Raw genomic sequence first — 18,681 nt, 5'->3', positions numbered from 1 at the left:
TAAAAATCGAGTGTCCCAACGCGATTCGAGCCCGTGACGACGCTCGAGGGTACAGCCCTCGAGAACAGAGCCCGCTCAGTCCTCGATTTCGATCGCTGGCCGCCCCGGCTCGGCCTTCTTTACCGTGCCCGCGTCGGCCTCGTCGGCGGGCAGGACAGACACCGGCGCGTCGAACTCGCGCTCGAGCAGCCACGCCGCGGACTCGAGGGCCTCGCGTTCGGCGTCGGGACCGAGGGTCAACTCGAGGGCTTCGCGTTCGGCCTGGAGGTCCTGACCGTAGCTGGCGGCGGCGTCGCCCTGTTCGCGGATGTGTGACTGCTGCATGAGTTCGCCGATCAGGTTGTCGGCGTCGCTTTCGATCGCGATCTCGAGGGCGTCGTACTTCCACTCGGGGGCAACGACGACGTCGATCGCCTTCGGGTCGTCGATGCCGGCGACGTCGACGATGTCGCGGACGTCCTCGCGGGTGTTCTCGACCAGTTTGCGTCGCTTTTCGACGGCGTCGCGGTCGATCTTCGCCGCGGGCCAGTCGGCGTCGACGACGAAGCCGTCGTAGCCGAGCGTCTCAGACAGTTCCTCGGCGACGTGTGGCGCGACGGGAGCCAGCAGGCGAACGACTGCAGAGAGGCCGCGCTCGAGCGTCTCGGCGTGGGGTTCGGTGTACTCTGCGTACTGCCGGAGCGTCCGCGTGAGGTCCTGGGTCTCACGCAGCGCGGTGTTGAACGTCAGGTCGTCGTACTCGGCGGTGGCGATGGCGATCGTGGCGTCGATTTCCGCGTCGACGTAGCTGGCGATGGCGTCGTCGTCACCGTCGGGACGGTCGGAAACGAACCCCTCGACCAGTTCCGTCAGCCGCGTCAGGTAGGCGTACGTCGAGCGGACGCCCTCCTCGCTCCAGTCGAAGTCGCGCTCGGGCTGGGCGGCCTGCATCATGAACAGCCGCGCGGTGTCAGCGCCGTACTCCTCGACGATCCGCTGGGGGCTGACGACGTTGCCCTTCGACTTGGACATCTTCTCGCCCTCGAGCTGGACCATCCCCTGTGCCAGCAGGTTCGTGAAGGGTTCCCGATGCTCGAGTCCCTCGTGGTCGGCGAGCACCTTGGTGAAAAAGCGCGAGTAGAGCAGGTGCATCACGGCGTGTTCGATGCCGCCGACGTACTGGTCGACCGGCATCCAGTCGTTGGCCTGCTCGACGTCGAAGGGAGCCTCCTCGAGGCCGGGCGAGACGAATCGCAGCGGGTACCACGAGGAGTCGACGAAGGTGTCCATCGTGTCGGTCTCGCGGGTCGCGTCGCCGCCACACTCGGGACAGGTCGTCTGTTTCCACTCCTCGGCGGCGTCGAGTGGGTTGCCGGTGGTGTTGATGAACTCGGGGAGTTCGACTGGGAGGTCCTCCTCTGGGACCATCACGGTTCCGCAGTCGTCGTGACAGTGGACGACCGGGATCGGGGTGCCCCAGTATCGCTGGCGGGAGATCCCCCAGTCGCGCAGCTGGTACTGCGTCGTTTCCTGAGCGCTCTCGAGGTCTGCGGTCAGGCGCTCGCGGGCGGCCTCGCTCTCGAGGCCGGAGTACTCCCCGGAGTCGACGAGGACGCCGTCGTCGGTGAACGCCTCCTCGCTGACGTCGGGGGCCTCGGGGACCGTCTCACCGTCCCAGTCGTCGGGCTCGGGGGCGACGACGGGGACGATGTCGATGTCGTGTTTCGTCGCGAACGCGTGGTCGCGCTCGTCGTGGCCGGGGACGGCCATCAGCGCGCCCGTCCCGACGTCCGAGAGGACGAAGTCGGCGACGTAGACCGGAATCTCCTCGCCGGTGGCGGGGTTGGTCGCGGTCAGGCCGGTCGCAACGCCGTTGGGTTCGTCGCCGTCGGGATCGGCCTCGTGCTCGATGAAGTGGCGAACGTCGTCGTCCTCGGCGGCGACCGCTTCGCTGATCGGGTGATCCGGCGCGAGCGCGAAGAACGTCGCGCCGAAGATGGTGTCGATACGGGTCGTGAAAGCCGTGACGGGGCCGTGGTCTTCGATTTCGAAGTCAACCTCCGACCCGTACTGACGGCCGATCCAGTTACGCTGCATCTGTCGCACCGAATTGGGCCACCCCTCGAGGTCGTCGATAGCCTCGAGCAACTCGTCTGCGTACTCCGTGATCCGCAGGAACCACTGCTCGAGTTCGCGCGTCTCGACGGGCGTGTCACAGCGCCAGCAGAGTTCGGCCTCGCCTTCGACCTGTTCGTCGGCGAGGACGGTCTCACACTCCGGACACCAGTTGACCTCGGCGTCGCGGCGTTCGACCAGTCCCTCCTCGTGGAAGCGGGTGAACAGCCACTGGTTCCACTTGTAGTAGTCGGGGGTACAGGTAGTTATCTCCCGGTCCCAGTCGTAGCCAAAGCCCATCGCCTTCATCTGGTCGCGCATCGTCTCGATGCAGTCGAACGTCCAGTCGCGAGGGTTGGTGTCGCGTTCTTTGGCCGCGTTCTCTGCGGGCAGTCCGAAGGCGTCCCAGCCCATCGGGTGGAGGACCTCGTCGCCGCGCATCCGTCGGTACCGGGCGTAGGCGTCCGTGATCGTGTAGTTCCGGACGTGTCCCATGTGGAGTTTGCCCGACGGATACGGGTACATCCCGAGGACGTAGGTCGGGTCGGAAACGTCGTCGGGCGTCCGGTAGACGTCAGCGTCCGCCCACGCCTCTTGCCAGCGCCGTTCGACCGCCGCGTGGTCGTATCCCGCGTCGCTCATCTGTTGTCTACGAATGCGAGAGAGCCCTCCCTATACCTTTCCATCGACTCGCTCTCGAGTAGCTGGTTGCTGCGATCAGCCCCGCTCACGTGGGCTTTCGGCGACGAAAATGGATCGGCTGGGCTATTCGATGTCGATCGACTTCGACTCGTCCTCGCCGTGGACTTTTGGCAGTCGAACCGTCAGGACGCCCTGTTCGTAACCCGCCGACACCTCGTCCTCGTCGACCGGCTCGGGCAGCCGAATCCGCCGGCTCGTCGCCTTCTGGGAGCGCTCCCGGCGGAGGTACTGCCCCTCGGTGTAGGACGATTCGTCCGTTCGACTCGCCTCGAGTCGCAGCGTCCCCTCCGAGAGGGTGAGGTCGATGTCGTCGGTCTCGTAGCCCGGCAACTCCGCTGTGACCTCGAACTCGTCGCCGGCGTCGACGACGTCGACGGGAACGCCGCCGGGGACCTGGAGGCCGCCGCCGACCATTCCCTCTTCGACCTGTCGACCGATTCGGTCCATCAGTTCCTCGAGATCGTCGAACGGGTTTCCTCGCATAGCAGGTAGTAGGTGCTCGAGCGGGATAAATTCTGCCCGTGTTCGACGGTCAGAATCGGTGCATCGACGACGTGGCAAGCGGGTGGTGAAACCGCGTCCAGCCGGGCTACTGGAGCTGCTGTTCGACGACTTCCACACTGCCGGTCAGTTCCCGGTGAACGTACGGGATATCGATCCCGGCATCGTCGAACGCTTCCTTGACCGTCTGGACGTACTCCGAACGGACGCCGACGAAGTTCGAACGCTCGGGATTCGCGATCCACCAGCGCGCCTGAAGCCCAACGTCCGAATCGCCGAGTTCGACGAGTCGGACCGACGGGGCCGGGTCATCGAGGATGTCCGGATGGTCGGCTGCCGCCTCGAGGATGATGTCGGTGGCCTCGTCGACGTCGTCGTCGTAGCCGATACCGAAGACGAACTTCTGGCGGAGCGTGTCGTAGGCGACCGGGTTCGTCACGGCGTTGTTCGCGAGTTCGCTGTTCGGGACCGTGATCCGTTCGTTGTCGAAGGTGCGGACGCGGGTCACGCGGAGGTCGATCTCTTCGACGCGGCCCGAGCGGTCCTCCCACTCGATCCAGTCGCCGACCTCGAACGGCCGGTCCTGCAAGATGAAGATGCCGGCGACGAAGTTCCCGACGAGGTCCTGTGCGGCGAAGCCGACGGCCAGCCCGATCGCACCGCCGAAGATCGCAAACGCGGAGAGAAACGCGCCGTAGCCGGCGACGGTCAACGCGACGACGACCGCACCGACCCAGACGACCAGGTTCGCGCCGCTCGTCGCGAGGTTGTGGACCACCTCGTCGAACTCCCGCGAGCGTAACGCTCGGTCGACGGCCGGGACGAGGATGGTCTTCCCGAGAGCCAGAACTGCGAGAAACCCCACGGCGAACAGCAGAATCGAGGTCCCGATCCCCCAGAGGTCGAGCGTGGCCGCCGCCGGTGGATCGGTCTGGAGCAGAAACTGCAGCTGAAACTGAAACTGGATCATCATCCAGATATTTCACCCGACCGTGAAAAACCCGATGCCAACGATGTGTGGCGGCGACGAAGGCTGTCGGATGGTTCGAAGGGCCGCCCCGCGCCTCGAGTGACTCTGACGAGGAGTACGGACCTGTCGAACCGCCAGTCGATACCGGCGCTCACGCGAGCGGGTCAGAGATCAGACCCCGTCGACGCCGTTCCGTGCCCACATCCGTGTCCCCGTCTCGTCACTCACTGGCACCAGCTGCGGGGCGGACCGTCACGACGGGAACCGGTGCCGTCCTGACGACCCGGTCTGCGACGCTGCCGACCAGCGCTCGTTCGACACCACCGCGGCCGGCAGTTCCCATCACGATCAGGTCGACGGCCTCGTCGCTCGCGTACTCGCAGATCGCCGACGCAGGACGACCGGTCTCGGTCGCCGTGAGGACCTCGAGTCCCCGGCCACGGGCGTCGCTCGCGACGGACTCGAGGGTCGCGTCGGCACGGTCCCGGAGCGCTCGCTCGGGGTCCTCGTCGGTGATAGCCTCGAGCGTCGCCGTCACCCGGCTATCGACGACCGCGAGCGCGTGGAGCGTTGCCTCGAGACGGGAGGCGAGCGTGAACGCGGCGTCGTGGGCCGCGGTGGCGGCGTCGCTGCCGTCGGTCGGCAGGAGGATGTCCTCGAATCCGGTCTCGGCCGGCGAGTGGGTCGCAGCGTCGGCCGTGATCGTGACGACGGGGACGTCGGCCCGCCGGAGGACCCGGTCGGCGACGCTGCCGATCAGGGCGCGGGCGACGCCGCCGCGACCGCTGGTCCCGATCACGATCCCGTCGACGCCCAGTTCGTCGGCGACGTCGAGGATCTCGGTCGCCGGAATCCCCTCACGGACGACGGCCTCGGCCTCGAGCCCGCGGTCGTCGGCCTCGTCGCGGAGGCGCGTGGCCCGGTCGGTGGCGCGTCCACGGAGTCGTGTTCGGATCGACTCGGAGTCGCCCGAGTAGCCCGTTCCGGTGGCGATCGAACTGTCCGCGACCGAGCAGACGGCGACGTCGGCCTCGAGGGCCGCCACGAGGTCGAACCCCCGTCTGGCAGCGTCTTCGGCCCGCTCGCTTCCGTCGGTTGGTATCAGCAGTGTCTCGAACTCGAGTGTCATGGTGTGGTGGTATCAGTCGTCGTTCAGGTCGGTCGTGGTCGATTCGTCGGCAGGGGCGGTGGTCGACTCGAGCTGGTCGGTGTCGAAGCCAGTCCAGTCGAATTGCTGCTGGAAGTAGATAGCCACGTTGACCAGTGCGAGCAGGACCGGGACTTCGATGAGTGGGCCGACGACGGTGGCGAAGGCGACGCCGGAGCCGACGCCGAAGACGGCGACCGCGACGGCGATGGCGAGTTCGAAGTTGTTCGAGGCGGCGGTGAAGCCGATGGCGGTCGTCGTCGAGTAGTCCGCACCAACCGCCCGCCCCATCGCGAAGCTGACGAGGAACATCACGACGAAGTAGATCGTCAGCGGGACGGCGATCCAGAGCACGTCGGTCGGCTGGGCGAGGATGGCCTCGCCCTGCGTGGCGAACATCACGATCACCGTAAAGAGGAGGGCGAGCAGCGTGACGGGGCTGATACGAGGGACGAACTGCTCTTCGTACCACTCCTCGCCTTTCGCGCGGACGCCGCCGAGGCGGGTGAGGATGCCGCCGGCGAAGGGGATGCCGAGGAAGATAGCGATCGCCCAGAACACCTGCCCGACGGTGATCTCGAACGCGCCGATGCCAGCGACCAGCGCGTCCATCCCCAGCAGCGGGGGCAAGAACAGCGCGAAGAACCAGACGTACACCCCGTAGGTGACGATCTGGAAGACGCTGTTGAACGCGACCAGTCCGGCGGCGTACTCCGAGGAGCCGTCGGCGAGGTCGTTCCAGACGAGCACCATCGCGATACAGCGAGCCATCCCGATGAAGATCAGCCCGAGGAAGTACTCGGGATGGGCCGGAAACGGTGGGACGAGCCCGCTGAAGAAGACTACTGCGAGGGCGAACATCAGCGTCGGTCCGATCAGCCAGTTCTGGATCAGGCTCAGGCTGAGGACGCGCCAGGCGCGGAACACCCGCGGCAGTTGTCCGTAGTTGACCTTCGCCAGCGGCGGGTACATCATCGCGATCAGCCCGATCTCGACGAGGTGGTACCGCTGGATCGGCTCGACGATACCGGGAGCAACGGTGCCGAGACCGACGCCGACCCCCATCGCGAGGAAGATCCAGACGGTCAGGTACTTGTCTAGGAAGTCCATCGATCGCGGGTCGCCACAGTCCGGACAGCCACAGTCGGGACCGTGGTCGTGCTCGAGTCCCCCCATCAGCGATCACCGTCTCGAGGGAGCGGCTGGCTCACGATACGTCGAGGACCGTCCGGGAATGTGTCAGCGGTCATGGCGAGTGTCAGTCAGTTACTCCGCTGCAGCGATCACGTCGAACTGGACGCCGGCATCGCCCGGGAGCCACGAGACGCCGACCGTCGTTCGCGGCGGATACGCGCCGTCGAATCGCTCCCGGTAGACGTCGTTCACGGCGGAAAGGTCCACCGGGTCGGTCACCTGAACCGTCACCTTCACCACGCTCGAGCGGTCCAGTCCCCGCGCAGCGAGGATCTCCTCGAGCCTGTCGAAACAGTGAACCGTCTGCTCGTCGATTGAACGATCGCTCATCATCGTCCCGTTCGACTCGGGGAGGATTCCTTCGAGGAAGACGAGATCCGAGTCGCCCGTTCGGCTGCCGAACGCGCCGACGTTGCTCGATCCCTCGCGCTGACGTCTGCTCTCGCTGCTCAACCTCGTGACTTCGGCCGAAGTGCGCCCGACATCTTTAGCCATGGGTTGTTTGAACATCTGTTCAGGCAAAAGCCTATCCATCTCTTCGCACCCGCGCGCCGGCCGAGCGACGGCCAACCGTGGCAGGTCCGGTGGATATGGTGCCCGATACTCCGGTCAACGCGCCCCGTCGAGCACCGTGAGCAGCGCGTGTGCACGACCCGTCGCGCGATACTTCCGCCAGCGGCCGTCCTTGCGTTTTCGGACGAGTCCTGCGTCGACCAGCGTCGAGAGCGCGTGGCTCACCGCGCTGTCGCTGACGTCCATCAGGGGGACGATCTCGCAGACACACAGTTCCTCGTCGGCCTCGACGAGCAGCCGCACCAGCCGATATCGCGTCTCAGTCCCGAGCGCAGAAAGCGTCTGGACGTCCTTCGAGACGACGTCCGCTTCGAGTCCCGCCTCGAGGGAATCGAGTTCGTCGCGGCGACGCTCGAGGTCTTCGGAACGGCACTCACCGAGTTCGTCCGCCAGGTACCGACGGAGTCGGTCGCTCGTCTCGGACATGCCGAACAGTTGTGCAGGCGTTCAAATACCGTTGTCGGTAAAAGAATCAGGTACCGGTCACTGTAGCAGAACTGTCCTACCCGACAGACGAACGAGTAGCTGTCCGGTTTCGAGAATTACTTGATGAGTCATCGTCTCGGCAGTGGCATGTTGCTCCTAGCGGGCGTAGTGTTGGCGGTGCTGGCGGCGTTCGGACTGGCGTGTCAGTCGCTTTCGATCCGTCTGGCGACGAGGGAGGGGGCGACCACCGACGTGCTGTTCGTCGTCATGCTGGTCAACGTCGTAGTGCTCGTCCCGGTCGTCCCGGTGCTCGCGGACAGTCTCACGGTCACTCCGACCGCAGTTCTGGCGTTCACCGCGGCTGGTGTCGTCGGAACGATTCTCGGTCGGCTCCTGTTTTACTCCGGAATCAAGCGCGTCGGTGCGAGCCGGGCCGAGCCGATCAAGGCCTCGATGCCGTTACACGCGACAGTGCTTGCCGCCATCGTCCTCGGTGAGCACGTCTCGGGACCACAGCTGGCGGGCGTCTTGCTGATCGTGGTTGGAATCGCGCTCGTTTCGTGGGAAGGGTCGCTATCGGCCAGAGCCAGCGGGACGCACGTTCCCCGTAGTGCGCTGGCGCTCCCTCTCGCAGCGGCGTTCTTCTTCGGCCTCGAGCCGATCTTCGCTACGGTCGGGCTCGAGGAGGGGACCGACGTGTTCGTGGGCCTCGCGATCAAGACGGTCACGGCGTTCGTCGCCTACGCCGTCTTTCTCCGGTGGCGAAATCAGCTGCCGACGGTGAGGACGCTGCAGACACCTCACTTCCACTGGTACGTGCTGGCCGGGCTGGCCAACACGGGGTTCTTGCTTGCATACTATACCGGACTCGAGATCTCGCGCGTCAGCATCGTCGTCCCGATCATGCAGACGAGCCCGTTGATCGTGATCGTCCTGTCGGCGATTTTCCTGCGACGACTCGAGCGCGTGACGCTACGGCTGGTCGGAGCCGCGACGGTGATCGTCGCCGGGGCTATCCTGGTGACTGTCGCCGGCTGAGCGGCTCGCATTCGTCACCCGAGGCGGCAGTTGAAAGCACCCCACAAAGATACCACTGGCATCGTGGTAGGGACCCGGACGGACGATGCACGAGCCATCACTCCCGGACCGATCGATCGCGGCGTACGACCGCGTGACGCCTACAGGCCGCCTCGAGCGACTGCATTCGCTCGCGGACGCGCTGGAGGACGTCCGGATTCTCCACGTGAACTCGACGGCGGCCGGCGGCGGCGTCGCAGAACTGCTCCGGTCGATCGTGCCACTCAGCACGGATCTCGGTATCGACACCGACTGGCTCGTCATGGACGCCGACGACGACTTCTTCGAGGTGACCAAGGCGATCCACAACGGGCTCCAGGGGAGCGGACAGCCCCTGACCGAAGCGATGAAAACGACCTACCGGGCGGTGACCGACGAGAACGGCGCCGAGATCGACGGCGAGTACGACCTCGTCGTGATCCACGATCCCCAGCCACTCGGCATGCTCGATCGGCTCGACGAGCGGTTGCCGGATGCGCCAGTCGTCTGGCGGTGTCACATCGACCTCACGGAGCCCGAACCGGCGTCCCTCGAGTTCGTCACCGGCTACACACGGCGCGTCGATCACGGGATCGTCAGCCGGTCGGCGTTCGAAGACCGGATCGACGTGCCGTCGACGAGCGTCGTCTATCCGTCGATCGACCCACTCACCGAGAAGAACCGGTCACTCGCGCCGGAGACGATCGCCGCCGAGCGGGACCGACTGGATCCGCTCTCGTTCGACGCGCCGGTTCTCACCCAGATCTCGCGGTTCGATCCGTGGAAAGACCAGTTCGGAACGCTCGAGGCGTATCGCCACGCCAAAGAAGAACGTCCGGACCTCCAGCTGGCGCTCGTCGGCGGGATGGCCGGCGACGACCCGGAGGGACTCGAGGTGTACGAACGCGTCGCGAGGGAAGCGATGGACGACCCGAACGTGCACGTGCTCACCGACCGCTCGGACACGGCAGTGAACGTCTTGCAACGGGAATCGGACGTCGTGATGCAGAAATCGTTGCGCGAGGGATTTGGGCTGGTCGTCTCGGAAGCGCTCTGGAAGCGTACGCCGGTCGTCGGGTCGACCGTCGGCGGTATCCCGCTGCAGATCGACGACGGGCGAACCGGCTATCTGGTCGATCCCGACGACACCGACGCCGCCGGGGACCGCGTCGTCGCGCTGGTCGCAGACGACGAGCGACGGGCAGAGTTCGGCGAGAACGCACGAGAACACGTCAGAGAGCAGTTCCTGCTTCCCAGACAGCTCGAGGAACTGCTCGAAATCTTCACAGCGGTCCTCGATCGCGAGCCGTGAGTCGTGGCCGGGTGGGGTTGGCGTGTAGCCTGTGTAGGTGAGACGGGCTGGCAACCCCCCACACAGTTATCCACCGGGGTGGTGAATCACCGCTACCCCATGAGCCGGCCTATCGACTCGATACTGATCCCGACCGACGGCAGCGACGGGGCCCTCGCCGGGGCGAACTGTGCCGTGGCGCTCGCGTCTCGGATCGACGCCGACGTTCAGATCCACGCCCTCGCGGTCGTCGACGACCCCGACTGGTTGCGGAATTTCGACGACGACGTCGTCGCGGCACTCGAGGAAGACGCCACCGAGGCGGTCGAGGCGATCGAAGAACTCGTCAGCGACCACGACGACGTCACGGTCACGACCGTCGTCAAACGGGGCACGCCGTTCCAGACCATCCGGGAGTACGCCTATCGACGCGAAATCGACGTCATCACCATGGGAACGACGGGGCGGACGGGACTCGGGAAGGTCCTCCTCGGGAGCGTCACCGAGAACGTCCTCCGGACGGCACACGTGCCAGTCCTCGCCGTACCGCCCAACGCCGACGTCGAGTCGGCCGCGGACGTCTCCTTCGATCGGCTCCTCTTGCCGACTGACGGGAGCGAGGGCGCAGCGATCGCAACCCAGTGGGGGGTTGCCCTCGCGAGGTCGCTCGAGTCGACGCTGCACGCGTTCTCGGCCGTCGACGCAGGCCCCATCGCCCAGGTAACGAGTCCGGACGACGCACTCGCGGCGCTCGAGCAGCGCTCGGAAGCGGCGGTCGACGCGATTCTCGAACGAGCGGCGGCTGCAGACGTCAGCGTCTCGGGAACGGTCACGACCGGCTCGGCGACGGACGCGATCCTCGAGCACGCGAGCGACGAGGACGTCGACCTGATCGTGATGGGAACGCACGGCCAGACAGGTGTCGGCCAGTGGTTCCTCGGGAGCGTCACCGAGAACGTCGTCCGGCAGGCCACGGTCCCGGTGTTTTGCGTGCCGGTGAGCGCCGACGCCCCGTGAGGATCGATCGGTTACTCCGACCCAGACGTCGGCTCCGACTCCGACTCAGCCCCCGCCGGACGCCCCGGAATCGTCGTGTAGGCACCGATCGTCGCGCCCTCGAGATCGATTCCGGCGACCGAGGCCCCCTCGTCGAGGATCGTCCGCCGAGCGGTGGCCGACTCGAGGTCGACGTCCGGGAAGACGACCGTCTGCTCGAGCGTCGCGTCGACGACCCTCGCGTTCTCCATCACGTGGACGTTCTCGCCGACGGTCGCGTTCTCGAGGGTCGCCGACTCGGCGACGAGTGTGTCACCGCCGAGGTGCCAGGCGACCGCGTCGAGGTAGCTCTCGGGGGTGCCGACGTCGAACCAGGTGCCCTCGAACGTGAACGCGTAGGTCGGCTCGCGAGACTGCAGCCACTGGACGAACCAGCCGGGTTCGTCCGGATCGTTGTCCGCCTCGAGGTAGGTCTCGAACAGCGAGAGCGTCTCCCGGGGAAACGCGTAACAGGCGACCGAGACCATCGTCCCCGGTGGGTCGTCGGGTTTCTCACGAAAGTCGACCACGCGATTGCCCTCGAGTTCGAGCACGCCGTAGCCAGTCGCCCGGTCGCGTGACCCGACGTCGTAGGCCGCGATCGTCGGGGCCTCGTGGCGCTCGAAGTGGTCGACGAAGGTCTCGATCATGAAGTCGAAGACGTTGTCGCCGGCGATCACGAGCAGGTCGTCGTCGACGCCTTCACGGTCGATCAACTGGGCGAGCGCGCTGACGACGCCGAACTTCTCGTCTTCCGCGCGGGCTTGCTCGACCGACAGTCGGGGCTTGTCGTAGGGCCCGTCAACCACGTGGGCCTCGAAGTCGGGGGCGAACCGTTCGTTCGTGCTGACGAACACCTCCTCGATCCGGTCGTCGCGCTCGAGATCCTCGAGGAGGCGATCGATGACGGTGGTCTCGCCGAGCGGAAGGAACATCTTCGGCCGGTGGCGCGTGATCGGCCAGAGCCGCGTGGCGAACCCACCGGCCAGAACGACGGCTTTCATCCGCTCGCCTCCCTGTCCGGTCGCCGTCTCCCGCTGTGGTGCCGATTCGACCGTTCGCGTCGTTCCGCCCCCCGCGAATCCCGCAGACGGAACGGCGTCCGCCGCGCGGGTGGCGTGCTGTCGGGACTCAGGTACATCTCTCAAAAGACCCGGCGTCGGCTCCAACGAGCACCGTGGTAAACCTTTCACACGGATTGTTGGACGTCATCGCCAGCGCACCGCTTGAGCGCCGGGCACCTCGCTGGTCGGTTTTAACCCGCTGGATCTGGGAGACGGGTACCATGGAACCTGCAGGTGTCCAACTCGAGGAGGCAATCGGGGCACTCACGGACGTCTCGGTCTTCCTCGCGTACAACGCGAACGTGGACGCGATCGTCCGGGTGGATAGCGACCTCGAGGCGTTCCTCGAGCATCCCGACGAACCGGGAACCGATCCGCCGGTGACACCGCTGGCCTCCAGGCGAGACCTCGCAGGAGCGATCACCCACGCGATGGCCGCAGGGCGAGGGGACGAGGCCGCGATGACCGACGACCTCGCAGCCACGCTCGAGGCAGCCCTCGAGGCCGACGCCCAGCAGATGGGGGGGCAGGCAGGGATCATGACCAACCTCGTCTCCGCGCTCGGTGCGTCACCGATCACCTACACCTACCTGCTCTCCGAGCGCCAGTTCTCGCAGTTCGACGACCCGGATGCAGTGCAGTACCCCCGGGTAGAGGACGGACAGGTTCGACCCGTCCCGCTCGCAGACGCCGTCGACGCGGAGCGTACGAAGATCAACTGGGTGTTCGAGTTCCGCGAGGGTGACGAACTGTTCGGCGTCCAGGCGACCGGCAACACGCGCTTTATCGCCGCCTCGCGGCCGCCGGCGTTCGACCTGCACGCCGGCCAGCTCGACGAGGCCATCGACCAGATCGGCGACGCCGTCGACGGGGCGTTGCTCGCGGGCTACCACAACCTCACCCCCGACCACGTCGAGGCGGGCTATGGCCCGACACACCGCCACGCCCGAGACGTCCTCCGGCGACTCCGGTCCGGCGGTGACCTCGAGGTCCACGTCGAGTACGTCACGACCCACGACGAGGAACTCAGGGCCAGCATCGCCGAGTGGATCCTCCCGGAAGCCAACGTCGTCGGCATCGACGCCCACGAACTCGCGATCCTGTTCGGCGACGCCGACCTCGACGTGGACCTCGAAGGCATCGGAGAGGTGCCGACGAACGCGTCGCCGTTCGAGCCACGCGAAATTCTGGCCCACTACCGGATGCTCGAGGCGCTCCGGGAGGACCTCGGCGTCGACTGTATCCGGTTGCACGCCATGGAGTACCACCTCGCAGTGATGGACTCGTACCTGTCGCCGGACGCCGTCGGACGCGGCCTCTCGTTCGCCGCCGTCGCCGCCGCGACCAAGGCCGCTCGAGGTGAAATTACCGCACCCGAGGACCTCGAGACGGGGCTGGCCTACGAGCCCTCCGCGGACGGCCGAGACGCGATCGACCGCCTCGCCGACCACCTCGGGGCGGACGCCGACGACGGCACGCTCACCACGCCGACGGTCGTCGCCCGTCCCAACCGGGTCGTCGACGACCCCGCCGGCACGGTCGGCATCGGCGACATCGTCTCGGCCTCGAGTTTCGTCCTCGAACTCGCCATCGCTGGCGGGCCGACCGAAGACGACGGAGACGGCGAGAGTGATACCGTGCGAGGCGACGAAGACGAGCCGTAAGATTCCGAAGCGCTCCAGGCGGGGCCCCAGTGGCGAGCCGACTCCACGGGGGCGGCAACTGCCGCACGAATACCTTTCACGGCGGTCGACGTACGGAGTCCGGAACTGCGAGCGGCGCCGTTCCCAGACGGAGGGTTACAATGACAGCAATCGCCAGATTCGAGATCATCCCGGTGACGGACGACCGAATGTCAGAACAGATCGCCGCCGCCCTCGAGGAACTCGACGAGTTCGACGTCTCCTACGAACTCACGCCGATGGATACGGTCATCGAAGCCGACGACGCAGACGAGATCTTCGCGGCCGCAGCGCCAGCCCACGACGCCATCGATCAGGACCGCGTCATCACGTCTCTGGAGATCGACCACCAGCCGGGGCGGGAACAGCAGTCGACGGATCGAGTAGCGGCGGTCGAAGACGAACTCGGGCGTTCTGCACACGGGTGACGGCTTCCTCACCCGAAAGGCAGGGGCACTTCCCTCGCAGTTCCGTACCGACCGACCCGATCGACGACTCTGCCGGAGAGATTTGCCAGCGGGATTGCTCACCGGATCAGCCCCGAAGGTAACTGTACGGGCCGTCTCCCTGACGCTCGACGAGACGGCCAGCGAGTGCGAACGCGAGGCGACAGCGAGTCGTCTTACCGGTTCGAGCGCCCGCACCGTTAAATACGCTCACAGGTTACTTCTCGTAATGGCTCCAGACGACGAGCAGGAGGGAACGCGGGCCAACATTTTACTGATCGAACCGAATCCGGGCGATACTCGTCTCTTCACGGAATCGTTCACCGAGGCGAAACTCAAGAACACCCTGTATACCATCTCGAACGGTACTGACGCCCTCGATTTCGTCCACCAGCGCGGTGAGCACGCAGACCAGCCACGGCCCGACCTCATCCTGCTCGAGCTGAAATTACCCGGGACGGACGGAATGGACGTCCTTGCCGAACTGAACGACGAACCAGCCCTCCGTGAGATTCCCGTGGTGGTGCTACTGAGTTCGGAGCTGGGCAAAGACGTCGTCGAGTCACAGGGACTCGAGGCGGATCACTACGTCCAGAAGCCGGTCGAACCGGAGGATTTCCTCGAGTTCGTCCTGGAGATCGAGGGGTTGTGGTTCGCGATCGTCCAGAATTCGCCACAGGACGATTGAATCCGGTGGAGAGCAGCCGTTTCGAGGGCGAATCGAACGACGTCACAGTGACCGTCGGGTCACCGACGGGGCACAGTCGGACGGTCCACCCGGGGTTCAAAGCGAGCGTCCGGCCCAAACACTACCCTCGAGCAGTCCGTGTGTGAGGCCATGGCATCGGAATCGGACGACGTACGTGTATGGCTCGTCGAGCGCGGGTACACGAACCGGGATCTCATCGTTCTCGAGTACGCGACGCCCGACGGGGAGCGGGTGTTCCGTCGCGAGGTCGCATCGCAGGCGCTCGACACCGTGCGCGCCGCCAAGGAAGTCTCGCCGACCGACCTCGGGACCGTCGACGACCCGGACCTGCGAGAACGATACGCCACCGAAGTCGAGCGAATGGCCAACGAGCACAACCCCGACGACCCGGTGTAACGGCCACGTTCGACGGGAAGACCGGCCTGAAACGTAGGTCGGTCGAACTTCGACGCTGTACCGACGTGCCCCTCGCAGGCCTCACCGCCGTCTCGTGTGTCACGACCCCCACCACGTCGACAACTGACGGCGGAGTTGCGTCCTGCCACGCGCCGTCCGGGCGACGGTCGCGAGGTTGAGTCCCGACTGCACGAGCCACAGCCCCCTGTACAGCGGCGCCCGGTCTGCGTATCCGGGTTCGAGTCGCGTCTCTTCCCGGTAGGCCTCGCGAAACGTCTCGCGGAGTTGCGAGCGCTCGTCCGCGGAGCGCGAGCGATCGCTCTCGACGAACCGCACTTCGGCTCGAGCCACGGCGTACTCCGCGGGGGCGACGTGGGCGTTCCCCCAGTCGAGGACCGCCGTGACCGACCCGTCGGGGTCGACCAGAAGGTTGTCGGGCTGGTAGTCGCCATGACAGAGCACCGGCTGCCCCCCAGAGCGGCCCGACAGCGTTCGAACGACGGGGACGAGCGCGTCGACGGCCGACGGTGGCGTCGGGTCGCAGACGCGAAGTCCCGTTGGATGGTCCGGGGCTCGCTCGAGCCCGCCGGTTCGATCGAACTCGAGTTCGGCCCTCGACCAGGCGTGCAACTGCCCGAGAGTCGATCCGGCGTCGGCGACGAGTCGTCGCCGGGTCGACTGACTCAGCAACTCCCGTTCCGCCGACGGAGTCTCTCCCGCGGCAAACTCGTAGAGCGCCCAGGAGCGCTGGGAGGTCGTCTCGGCTGGGCTCCCCAGCTCTCCATCGGTGTTACGTGGAGCGAATCGTCCCGACGCCAGAACCGCGGGAACCGGCAGCGTCGTCCCCTCGGCGACGAGTCGGCGAATGGCCGGTTCGACGACCGCGCCCGTCCAGACGCTCGCCCCGTCGAGTTTACAGACGACGTGGGACGGTTCGCCCGCGAGTTCGAGCAGGTAGGTCTCCGACACCGACCCCGTGGTCGGCCGGCACCACGAGTTGATGGACGTCTCGAGGACCTCGGCCACGAGTCGACGAACGTGTTCGGGGAGGTGATCGACGGCGTCGCTCGTCCGCATTCGTGTCGATGGTCGACGTAGTCGGCCCTAATCGTTGGGACCGGTGTCCTCGTCTGTGGAAGGGAGTCCGAGGCGGGTGTCAATGACTGGTGAGCGAGTTGGCTGGCCGGGCCGGCTGACCAGACTGGTAAACGGCGGAACACTCAACCCGGACGCTGTCGTCGTCCCTGCCGTGTCGGTCGCGTCAGTGCGCCGGGCCCTGTACGTCCGGCTGCGACGGCTGGCCCTCGGGAACTACTACCGGCTGGTCCACCTGAACTACGACCGGGAGCTGCTCGCGACCCGCCAGCAGACCCGCGGCGGGACCGTCCGCAGTTACGAACTCTACAACCGCCACGGACGCGACGAGATGCTCGCCGCACTCGAGGCGCGTTGCGGTCCCGAGAGCGTCGTCTACGACGTCGGCGCGAACGTCGGCGTCTACGCGCTCGCACTCGCCGCCGGTGAGCCGGATCGGCACGTCGTCGCGGTCGAACCTGCACCGGTGGTCGCCGACCAGCTTTCGGCGAACGTCCGCGCGAACGGCTTCGGCGATCGGATCGCGGTTCGACGCTGTGGCCTCGGCGCCGAGTCGGGCGAGCGTGACTTCTGCGTCTCGACGTACACGGAGCTCTCGGGCTTCGACCGGGCGAGTGCGACCCGCTGGGAAGCCGACGTGGCGGCGGTAGAGCCGGTCCCCGTCGAACGACTCGACGACCTCATCGCCGAGGCGGCTCCACCGGACGTGATCAAGATCGACGTCGAGGGCGAGGCTGCGTCCGTTCTCCGGGGTGGTCGGGACACCCTCGAGCGCCACCGGCCGACGATCCTGCTGGAGCCTCACAGCGACGGCCTCGACGGGGCCGAGCCGGACGTCTGTCGGGAACTGCTGACGGACGCAGGCTACGAAATTGCCGTACAGGATGACTTCTGGATCGCCGAGCCCACGTCGACGTCGGCCATCACGTAGTCGACGGTGACGACGAGCCGTCACGAGCACCGAGGAACCGTCACGACACCAACGAGCCGTGCGAACGACCCGAAGAGGCTTCTGGGACGCCGTCGAACGCGTTGCCGATGGGACTCAGGGAACGCGTCTCGACCAGGACCGGAACTGCGTCGGGCCTCGAGTGGGTCGCCGTGGGTCTCGCCGTGGTCACCGGGAGTATCCACGTGGTGCTCGGGCTCGCGTTCCTCCCGGACCCGATCGCCGTGGCGTTCGTCCTCGCGGGGCTCGGCGTCGCCGGCGCGCTCGTGCTCTTCGCCCTCGAGGTCCGTCGCCGGCTGCTTTACGCGCTCGGAATTCCGTTCGTCGGTTCCCAGATCGTCGCCTGGCTCGTGATCGCTCAGCCGGCGGGCGTCGGCGACGTCGGTCCGCTCGAGGCCGTCGACAAGGTCGTACAGATCGCGCTGATCGTCGTGCTTGCAATTCTGCTGGTCCGTACCCCGTGACTCCTGACGAGCGGTCCGCCGACGACGTCGAAGGGCGACGCTGGCTGGCCGAATCCGGGATCGACGCCTGGGTCGGTCGCTGGCTCGAGGCAGCGACGGTGCTCGTCGTGCTCACGGCACTCGTCGCTGGCGGGGTCACCATCGGCTGGCGGCCCGCTCGAACGGTCACGTTCGCCGGCTGGATCGGCTTCGCAGTCGCCGTCGTGGTGATCGTCGCGGGGGTCACCATCGAGCGGACGGCTCGCGGGGGAGCCTCCGAACCGCTCACGATCGCCTCGTGGATCACGCTGGCACGGGGAGCGATCCTCGCGTGTTTCGTCGGGGTACTGGGGAGTATCGCCACTGCTCCGGGAAGTGGCGTCGAGATGCTCATGGGGGGCGGCGTAGCCACGGGAACGGCGCCCCTGGGGTGGCTTCCTGCCGCGCTCTTCGCCGCGGCGGGGCTCCTCGACGGCGTCGACGGGACGGTCGCACGGCGAGCGAGCACGGAAACCGACCTCGGTGCGCGCCTCGACACCGAACTCGACGCACTCACGACGCTCGTGGGGACCGTCGCCGTGGTCGCGCTGGGAGCAGCATCGATCGCCGTCCTCGCGGTCGGGGCCGCCCGGTACCTCTACGCCGGGAGCCTGTGGTGGCGACGGCGACAGGGGCGTCCGGTTCGCGACCTGCCCTCGAGTCGGGTCCGGGCTGGAGTGTCGGCGGCCGTCCTCCTCGGGATCTGGCTCGCGCTCGCACCGATCACGACCGCTGAGCAGTCGGTCTTGCTCACCACGGCCGTCGCGGTCCCGTTTCTGGCGAATTTCCTGTGGGACTGGCTCGTGGTCACGACGCGCGTGTCGCGGTGAACTCGAGTCGTGTCTGGGGCGTCCCACGGGAGTCGCGTC

The 18,681-nt window shown here is 66.7% G+C and carries 19 protein-coding genes; 10 read left to right on the top strand and 9 right to left on the bottom strand.

From position 1 onward, the window contains the following. Positions 1-75: 75 nt before the first annotated feature. The 7 genes from leuS to B1756_RS05755 form a co-directional block, all read right to left on the bottom strand. Positions 76-2,736, bottom strand: a complete 2,661-nt coding sequence (leuS, locus tag B1756_RS05785; RefSeq protein WP_086887687.1) for a leucine--tRNA ligase — start codon at positions 2,734-2,736, stop codon at positions 76-78. Positions 2,737-2,859: 123 nt separating this feature from the next. After that, a complete protein-coding gene (locus B1756_RS05780) occupies positions 2,860-3,279 on the bottom strand; it encodes an Hsp20/alpha crystallin family protein (protein ID WP_086887686.1) in 420 nt (139 codons plus the stop codon). Positions 3,280-3,385: 106 nt separating this feature from the next. Further along, positions 3,386-4,267: a mechanosensitive ion channel family protein gene (locus tag B1756_RS05775; RefSeq protein ID WP_086890063.1), complete on the bottom strand. Its 882-nt coding sequence runs from the start codon at positions 4,265-4,267 to the stop codon at positions 3,386-3,388. Between the two features lie 220 nt (positions 4,268-4,487). Next, positions 4,488-5,396 carry a universal stress protein gene (locus tag B1756_RS05770; RefSeq protein ID WP_086887685.1) on the bottom strand — a complete coding sequence of 303 codons (909 nt, stop codon included), beginning with the start codon at positions 5,394-5,396 and terminating at the stop codon, positions 4,488-4,490. 12 nt (positions 5,397-5,408) lie between these two features. Further along, the gene (gene arsB, locus B1756_RS05765) at positions 5,409-6,590 is read right to left on the bottom strand and encodes an ACR3 family arsenite efflux transporter (RefSeq protein WP_086887684.1); all 1,182 of its coding nucleotides are present in this window, start codon (positions 6,588-6,590) and stop codon (positions 5,409-5,411) included. Between the two features lie 90 nt (positions 6,591-6,680). Then, positions 6,681-7,103 carry a RidA family protein gene (locus tag B1756_RS05760; protein ID WP_228434486.1) on the bottom strand — a complete coding sequence of 141 codons (423 nt, stop codon included), beginning with the start codon at positions 7,101-7,103 and terminating at the stop codon, positions 6,681-6,683. Between the two features lie 114 nt (positions 7,104-7,217). Next, positions 7,218-7,607: an ArsR/SmtB family transcription factor gene (locus B1756_RS05755; RefSeq protein WP_086887682.1), complete on the bottom strand. Its 390-nt coding sequence runs from the start codon at positions 7,605-7,607 to the stop codon at positions 7,218-7,220. Positions 7,608-7,754: 147 nt separating this feature from the next. Between B1756_RS05755 and B1756_RS05750 the strand changes: the two genes are divergently transcribed. The 3 genes from B1756_RS05750 to B1756_RS05740 all read left to right on the top strand — a co-directional run bounded on the left by B1756_RS05750 (position 7,755) and on the right by B1756_RS05740 (position 10,971). Further along, a complete protein-coding gene (locus B1756_RS05750; protein WP_161493150.1) occupies positions 7,755-8,645 on the top strand; it encodes a DMT family transporter in 891 nt (296 codons plus the stop codon). 85 nt (positions 8,646-8,730) lie between these two features. Continuing rightward, positions 8,731-9,975 (top strand): glycosyltransferase, encoded by a 1,245-nt coding sequence (locus B1756_RS05745; RefSeq protein ID WP_086887680.1) that lies wholly within the window; start codon positions 8,731-8,733, stop codon positions 9,973-9,975. A gap of 99 nt (positions 9,976-10,074) precedes the next feature. Beyond that, positions 10,075-10,971 carry a universal stress protein gene (locus B1756_RS05740; protein ID WP_086887679.1) on the top strand — a complete coding sequence of 299 codons (897 nt, stop codon included), beginning with the start codon at positions 10,075-10,077 and terminating at the stop codon, positions 10,969-10,971. A gap of 11 nt (positions 10,972-10,982) precedes the next feature. Here the strand turns inward: B1756_RS05740 and B1756_RS05735 are convergent, their stop codons facing one another. Next, positions 10,983-11,993 carry a nucleotidyltransferase family protein gene (locus B1756_RS05735; RefSeq protein ID WP_086887678.1) on the bottom strand — a complete coding sequence of 337 codons (1,011 nt, stop codon included), beginning with the start codon at positions 11,991-11,993 and terminating at the stop codon, positions 10,983-10,985. A 281-nt stretch (positions 11,994-12,274) separates the two neighbouring features. Here B1756_RS05735 and B1756_RS05730 point away from each other — a divergent pair, with 281 nt between their 5' ends. The 4 genes from B1756_RS05730 to B1756_RS05715 all read left to right on the top strand — a co-directional run bounded on the left by B1756_RS05730 (position 12,275) and on the right by B1756_RS05715 (position 15,286). Continuing rightward, positions 12,275-13,717 (top strand): ADP-dependent glucokinase/phosphofructokinase, encoded by a 1,443-nt coding sequence (locus tag B1756_RS05730; protein ID WP_086887677.1) that lies wholly within the window; start codon positions 12,275-12,277, stop codon positions 13,715-13,717. A gap of 140 nt (positions 13,718-13,857) precedes the next feature. After that, positions 13,858-14,163, top strand: a complete 306-nt coding sequence (locus tag B1756_RS05725) for a thiamine-binding protein (RefSeq protein WP_086887676.1) — start codon at positions 13,858-13,860, stop codon at positions 14,161-14,163. Between the two features lie 247 nt (positions 14,164-14,410). Beyond that, positions 14,411-14,869, top strand: a complete 459-nt coding sequence (locus tag B1756_RS05720) for a response regulator (protein ID WP_086887675.1) — start codon at positions 14,411-14,413, stop codon at positions 14,867-14,869. A gap of 150 nt (positions 14,870-15,019) precedes the next feature. Then, positions 15,020-15,286: a DUF7967 family protein gene (locus B1756_RS05715; RefSeq protein WP_086887674.1), complete on the top strand. Its 267-nt coding sequence runs from the start codon at positions 15,020-15,022 to the stop codon at positions 15,284-15,286. Positions 15,287-15,385: 99 nt separating this feature from the next. On the opposite strand, the gene B1756_RS05710 is transcribed toward B1756_RS05715, so the two are convergent. Further along, positions 15,386-16,363, bottom strand: a complete 978-nt coding sequence (locus tag B1756_RS05710; protein WP_086887673.1) for a phosphotransferase family protein — start codon at positions 16,361-16,363, stop codon at positions 15,386-15,388. 82 nt (positions 16,364-16,445) lie between these two features. Here B1756_RS05710 and B1756_RS05705 point away from each other — a divergent pair, with 82 nt between their 5' ends. From B1756_RS05705 to B1756_RS19355, 3 genes are all read left to right on the top strand, one after another. Further along, a complete protein-coding gene (locus tag B1756_RS05705; protein ID WP_186336504.1) occupies positions 16,446-17,312 on the top strand; it encodes an FkbM family methyltransferase in 867 nt (288 codons plus the stop codon). A gap of 107 nt (positions 17,313-17,419) precedes the next feature. After that, complete coding sequence (locus B1756_RS05700; protein WP_086887672.1) at positions 17,420-17,794, top strand: DUF7475 family protein; 375 nt, start codon at positions 17,420-17,422, stop codon at positions 17,792-17,794. Then, positions 17,791-18,642, top strand: coding sequence for a CDP-alcohol phosphatidyltransferase family protein (locus B1756_RS19355; RefSeq protein WP_161493149.1), 852 nt, complete (start codon positions 17,791-17,793; stop codon positions 18,640-18,642). Before B1756_RS05700 ends, B1756_RS19355 begins: the two co-directional genes overlap by 4 nt. Positions 18,643-18,681 lie beyond the last annotated feature (39 nt).

The organism is Natrarchaeobaculum aegyptiacum, assembly GCF_002156705.1.
GTDB lineage: Archaea > Halobacteriota > Halobacteria > Halobacteriales > Natrialbaceae > Natrarchaeobaculum > Natrarchaeobaculum aegyptiacum.
Note: the sequence above shows the minus strand (reverse complement) of the source record. Positions and strands in the feature narration are given on the sequence as shown.

Excerpts from the sequence above, each read along its gene's own strand:
- leuS (WP_086887687.1), bottom strand. The coding sequence starts at position 2,736 with ATGAGCGACGCGGGATACGACCACGCGGCGGTCGAACGGCGCTGGCAA.
- B1756_RS05780 (WP_086887686.1), bottom strand. The coding sequence starts at position 3,279 with ATGCGAGGAAACCCGTTCGACGATCTCGAGGAACTGATGGACCGAATC.
- B1756_RS05775 (WP_086890063.1), bottom strand. The coding sequence starts at position 4,267 with ATGATCCAGTTTCAGTTTCAGCTGCAGTTTCTGCTCCAGACCGATCCA.
- B1756_RS05770 (WP_086887685.1), bottom strand. The coding sequence starts at position 5,396 with ATGACACTCGAGTTCGAGACACTGCTGATACCAACCGACGGAAGCGAG.
- arsB (WP_086887684.1), bottom strand. The coding sequence starts at position 6,590 with ATGGGGGGACTCGAGCACGACCACGGTCCCGACTGTGGCTGTCCGGAC.
- B1756_RS05760 (WP_228434486.1), bottom strand. The coding sequence starts at position 7,103 with ATGGCTAAAGATGTCGGGCGCACTTCGGCCGAAGTCACGAGGTTGAGC.
- B1756_RS05755 (WP_086887682.1), bottom strand. The coding sequence starts at position 7,607 with ATGTCCGAGACGAGCGACCGACTCCGTCGGTACCTGGCGGACGAACTC.
- B1756_RS05750 (WP_161493150.1), top strand. The coding sequence starts at position 7,755 with ATGTTGCTCCTAGCGGGCGTAGTGTTGGCGGTGCTGGCGGCGTTCGGA.
- B1756_RS05745 (WP_086887680.1), top strand. The coding sequence starts at position 8,731 with ATGCACGAGCCATCACTCCCGGACCGATCGATCGCGGCGTACGACCGC.
- B1756_RS05740 (WP_086887679.1), top strand. The coding sequence starts at position 10,075 with ATGAGCCGGCCTATCGACTCGATACTGATCCCGACCGACGGCAGCGAC.
- B1756_RS05735 (WP_086887678.1), bottom strand. The coding sequence starts at position 11,993 with ATGAAAGCCGTCGTTCTGGCCGGTGGGTTCGCCACGCGGCTCTGGCCG.
- B1756_RS05730 (WP_086887677.1), top strand. The coding sequence starts at position 12,275 with ATGGAACCTGCAGGTGTCCAACTCGAGGAGGCAATCGGGGCACTCACG.
- B1756_RS05725 (WP_086887676.1), top strand. The coding sequence starts at position 13,858 with ATGACAGCAATCGCCAGATTCGAGATCATCCCGGTGACGGACGACCGA.
- B1756_RS05720 (WP_086887675.1), top strand. The coding sequence starts at position 14,411 with ATGGCTCCAGACGACGAGCAGGAGGGAACGCGGGCCAACATTTTACTG.
- B1756_RS05715 (WP_086887674.1), top strand. The coding sequence starts at position 15,020 with ATGGCATCGGAATCGGACGACGTACGTGTATGGCTCGTCGAGCGCGGG.
- B1756_RS05710 (WP_086887673.1), bottom strand. The coding sequence starts at position 16,363 with ATGCGGACGAGCGACGCCGTCGATCACCTCCCCGAACACGTTCGTCGA.
- B1756_RS05705 (WP_186336504.1), top strand. The coding sequence starts at position 16,446 with ATGACTGGTGAGCGAGTTGGCTGGCCGGGCCGGCTGACCAGACTGGTA.
- B1756_RS05700 (WP_086887672.1), top strand. The coding sequence starts at position 17,420 with ATGGGACTCAGGGAACGCGTCTCGACCAGGACCGGAACTGCGTCGGGC.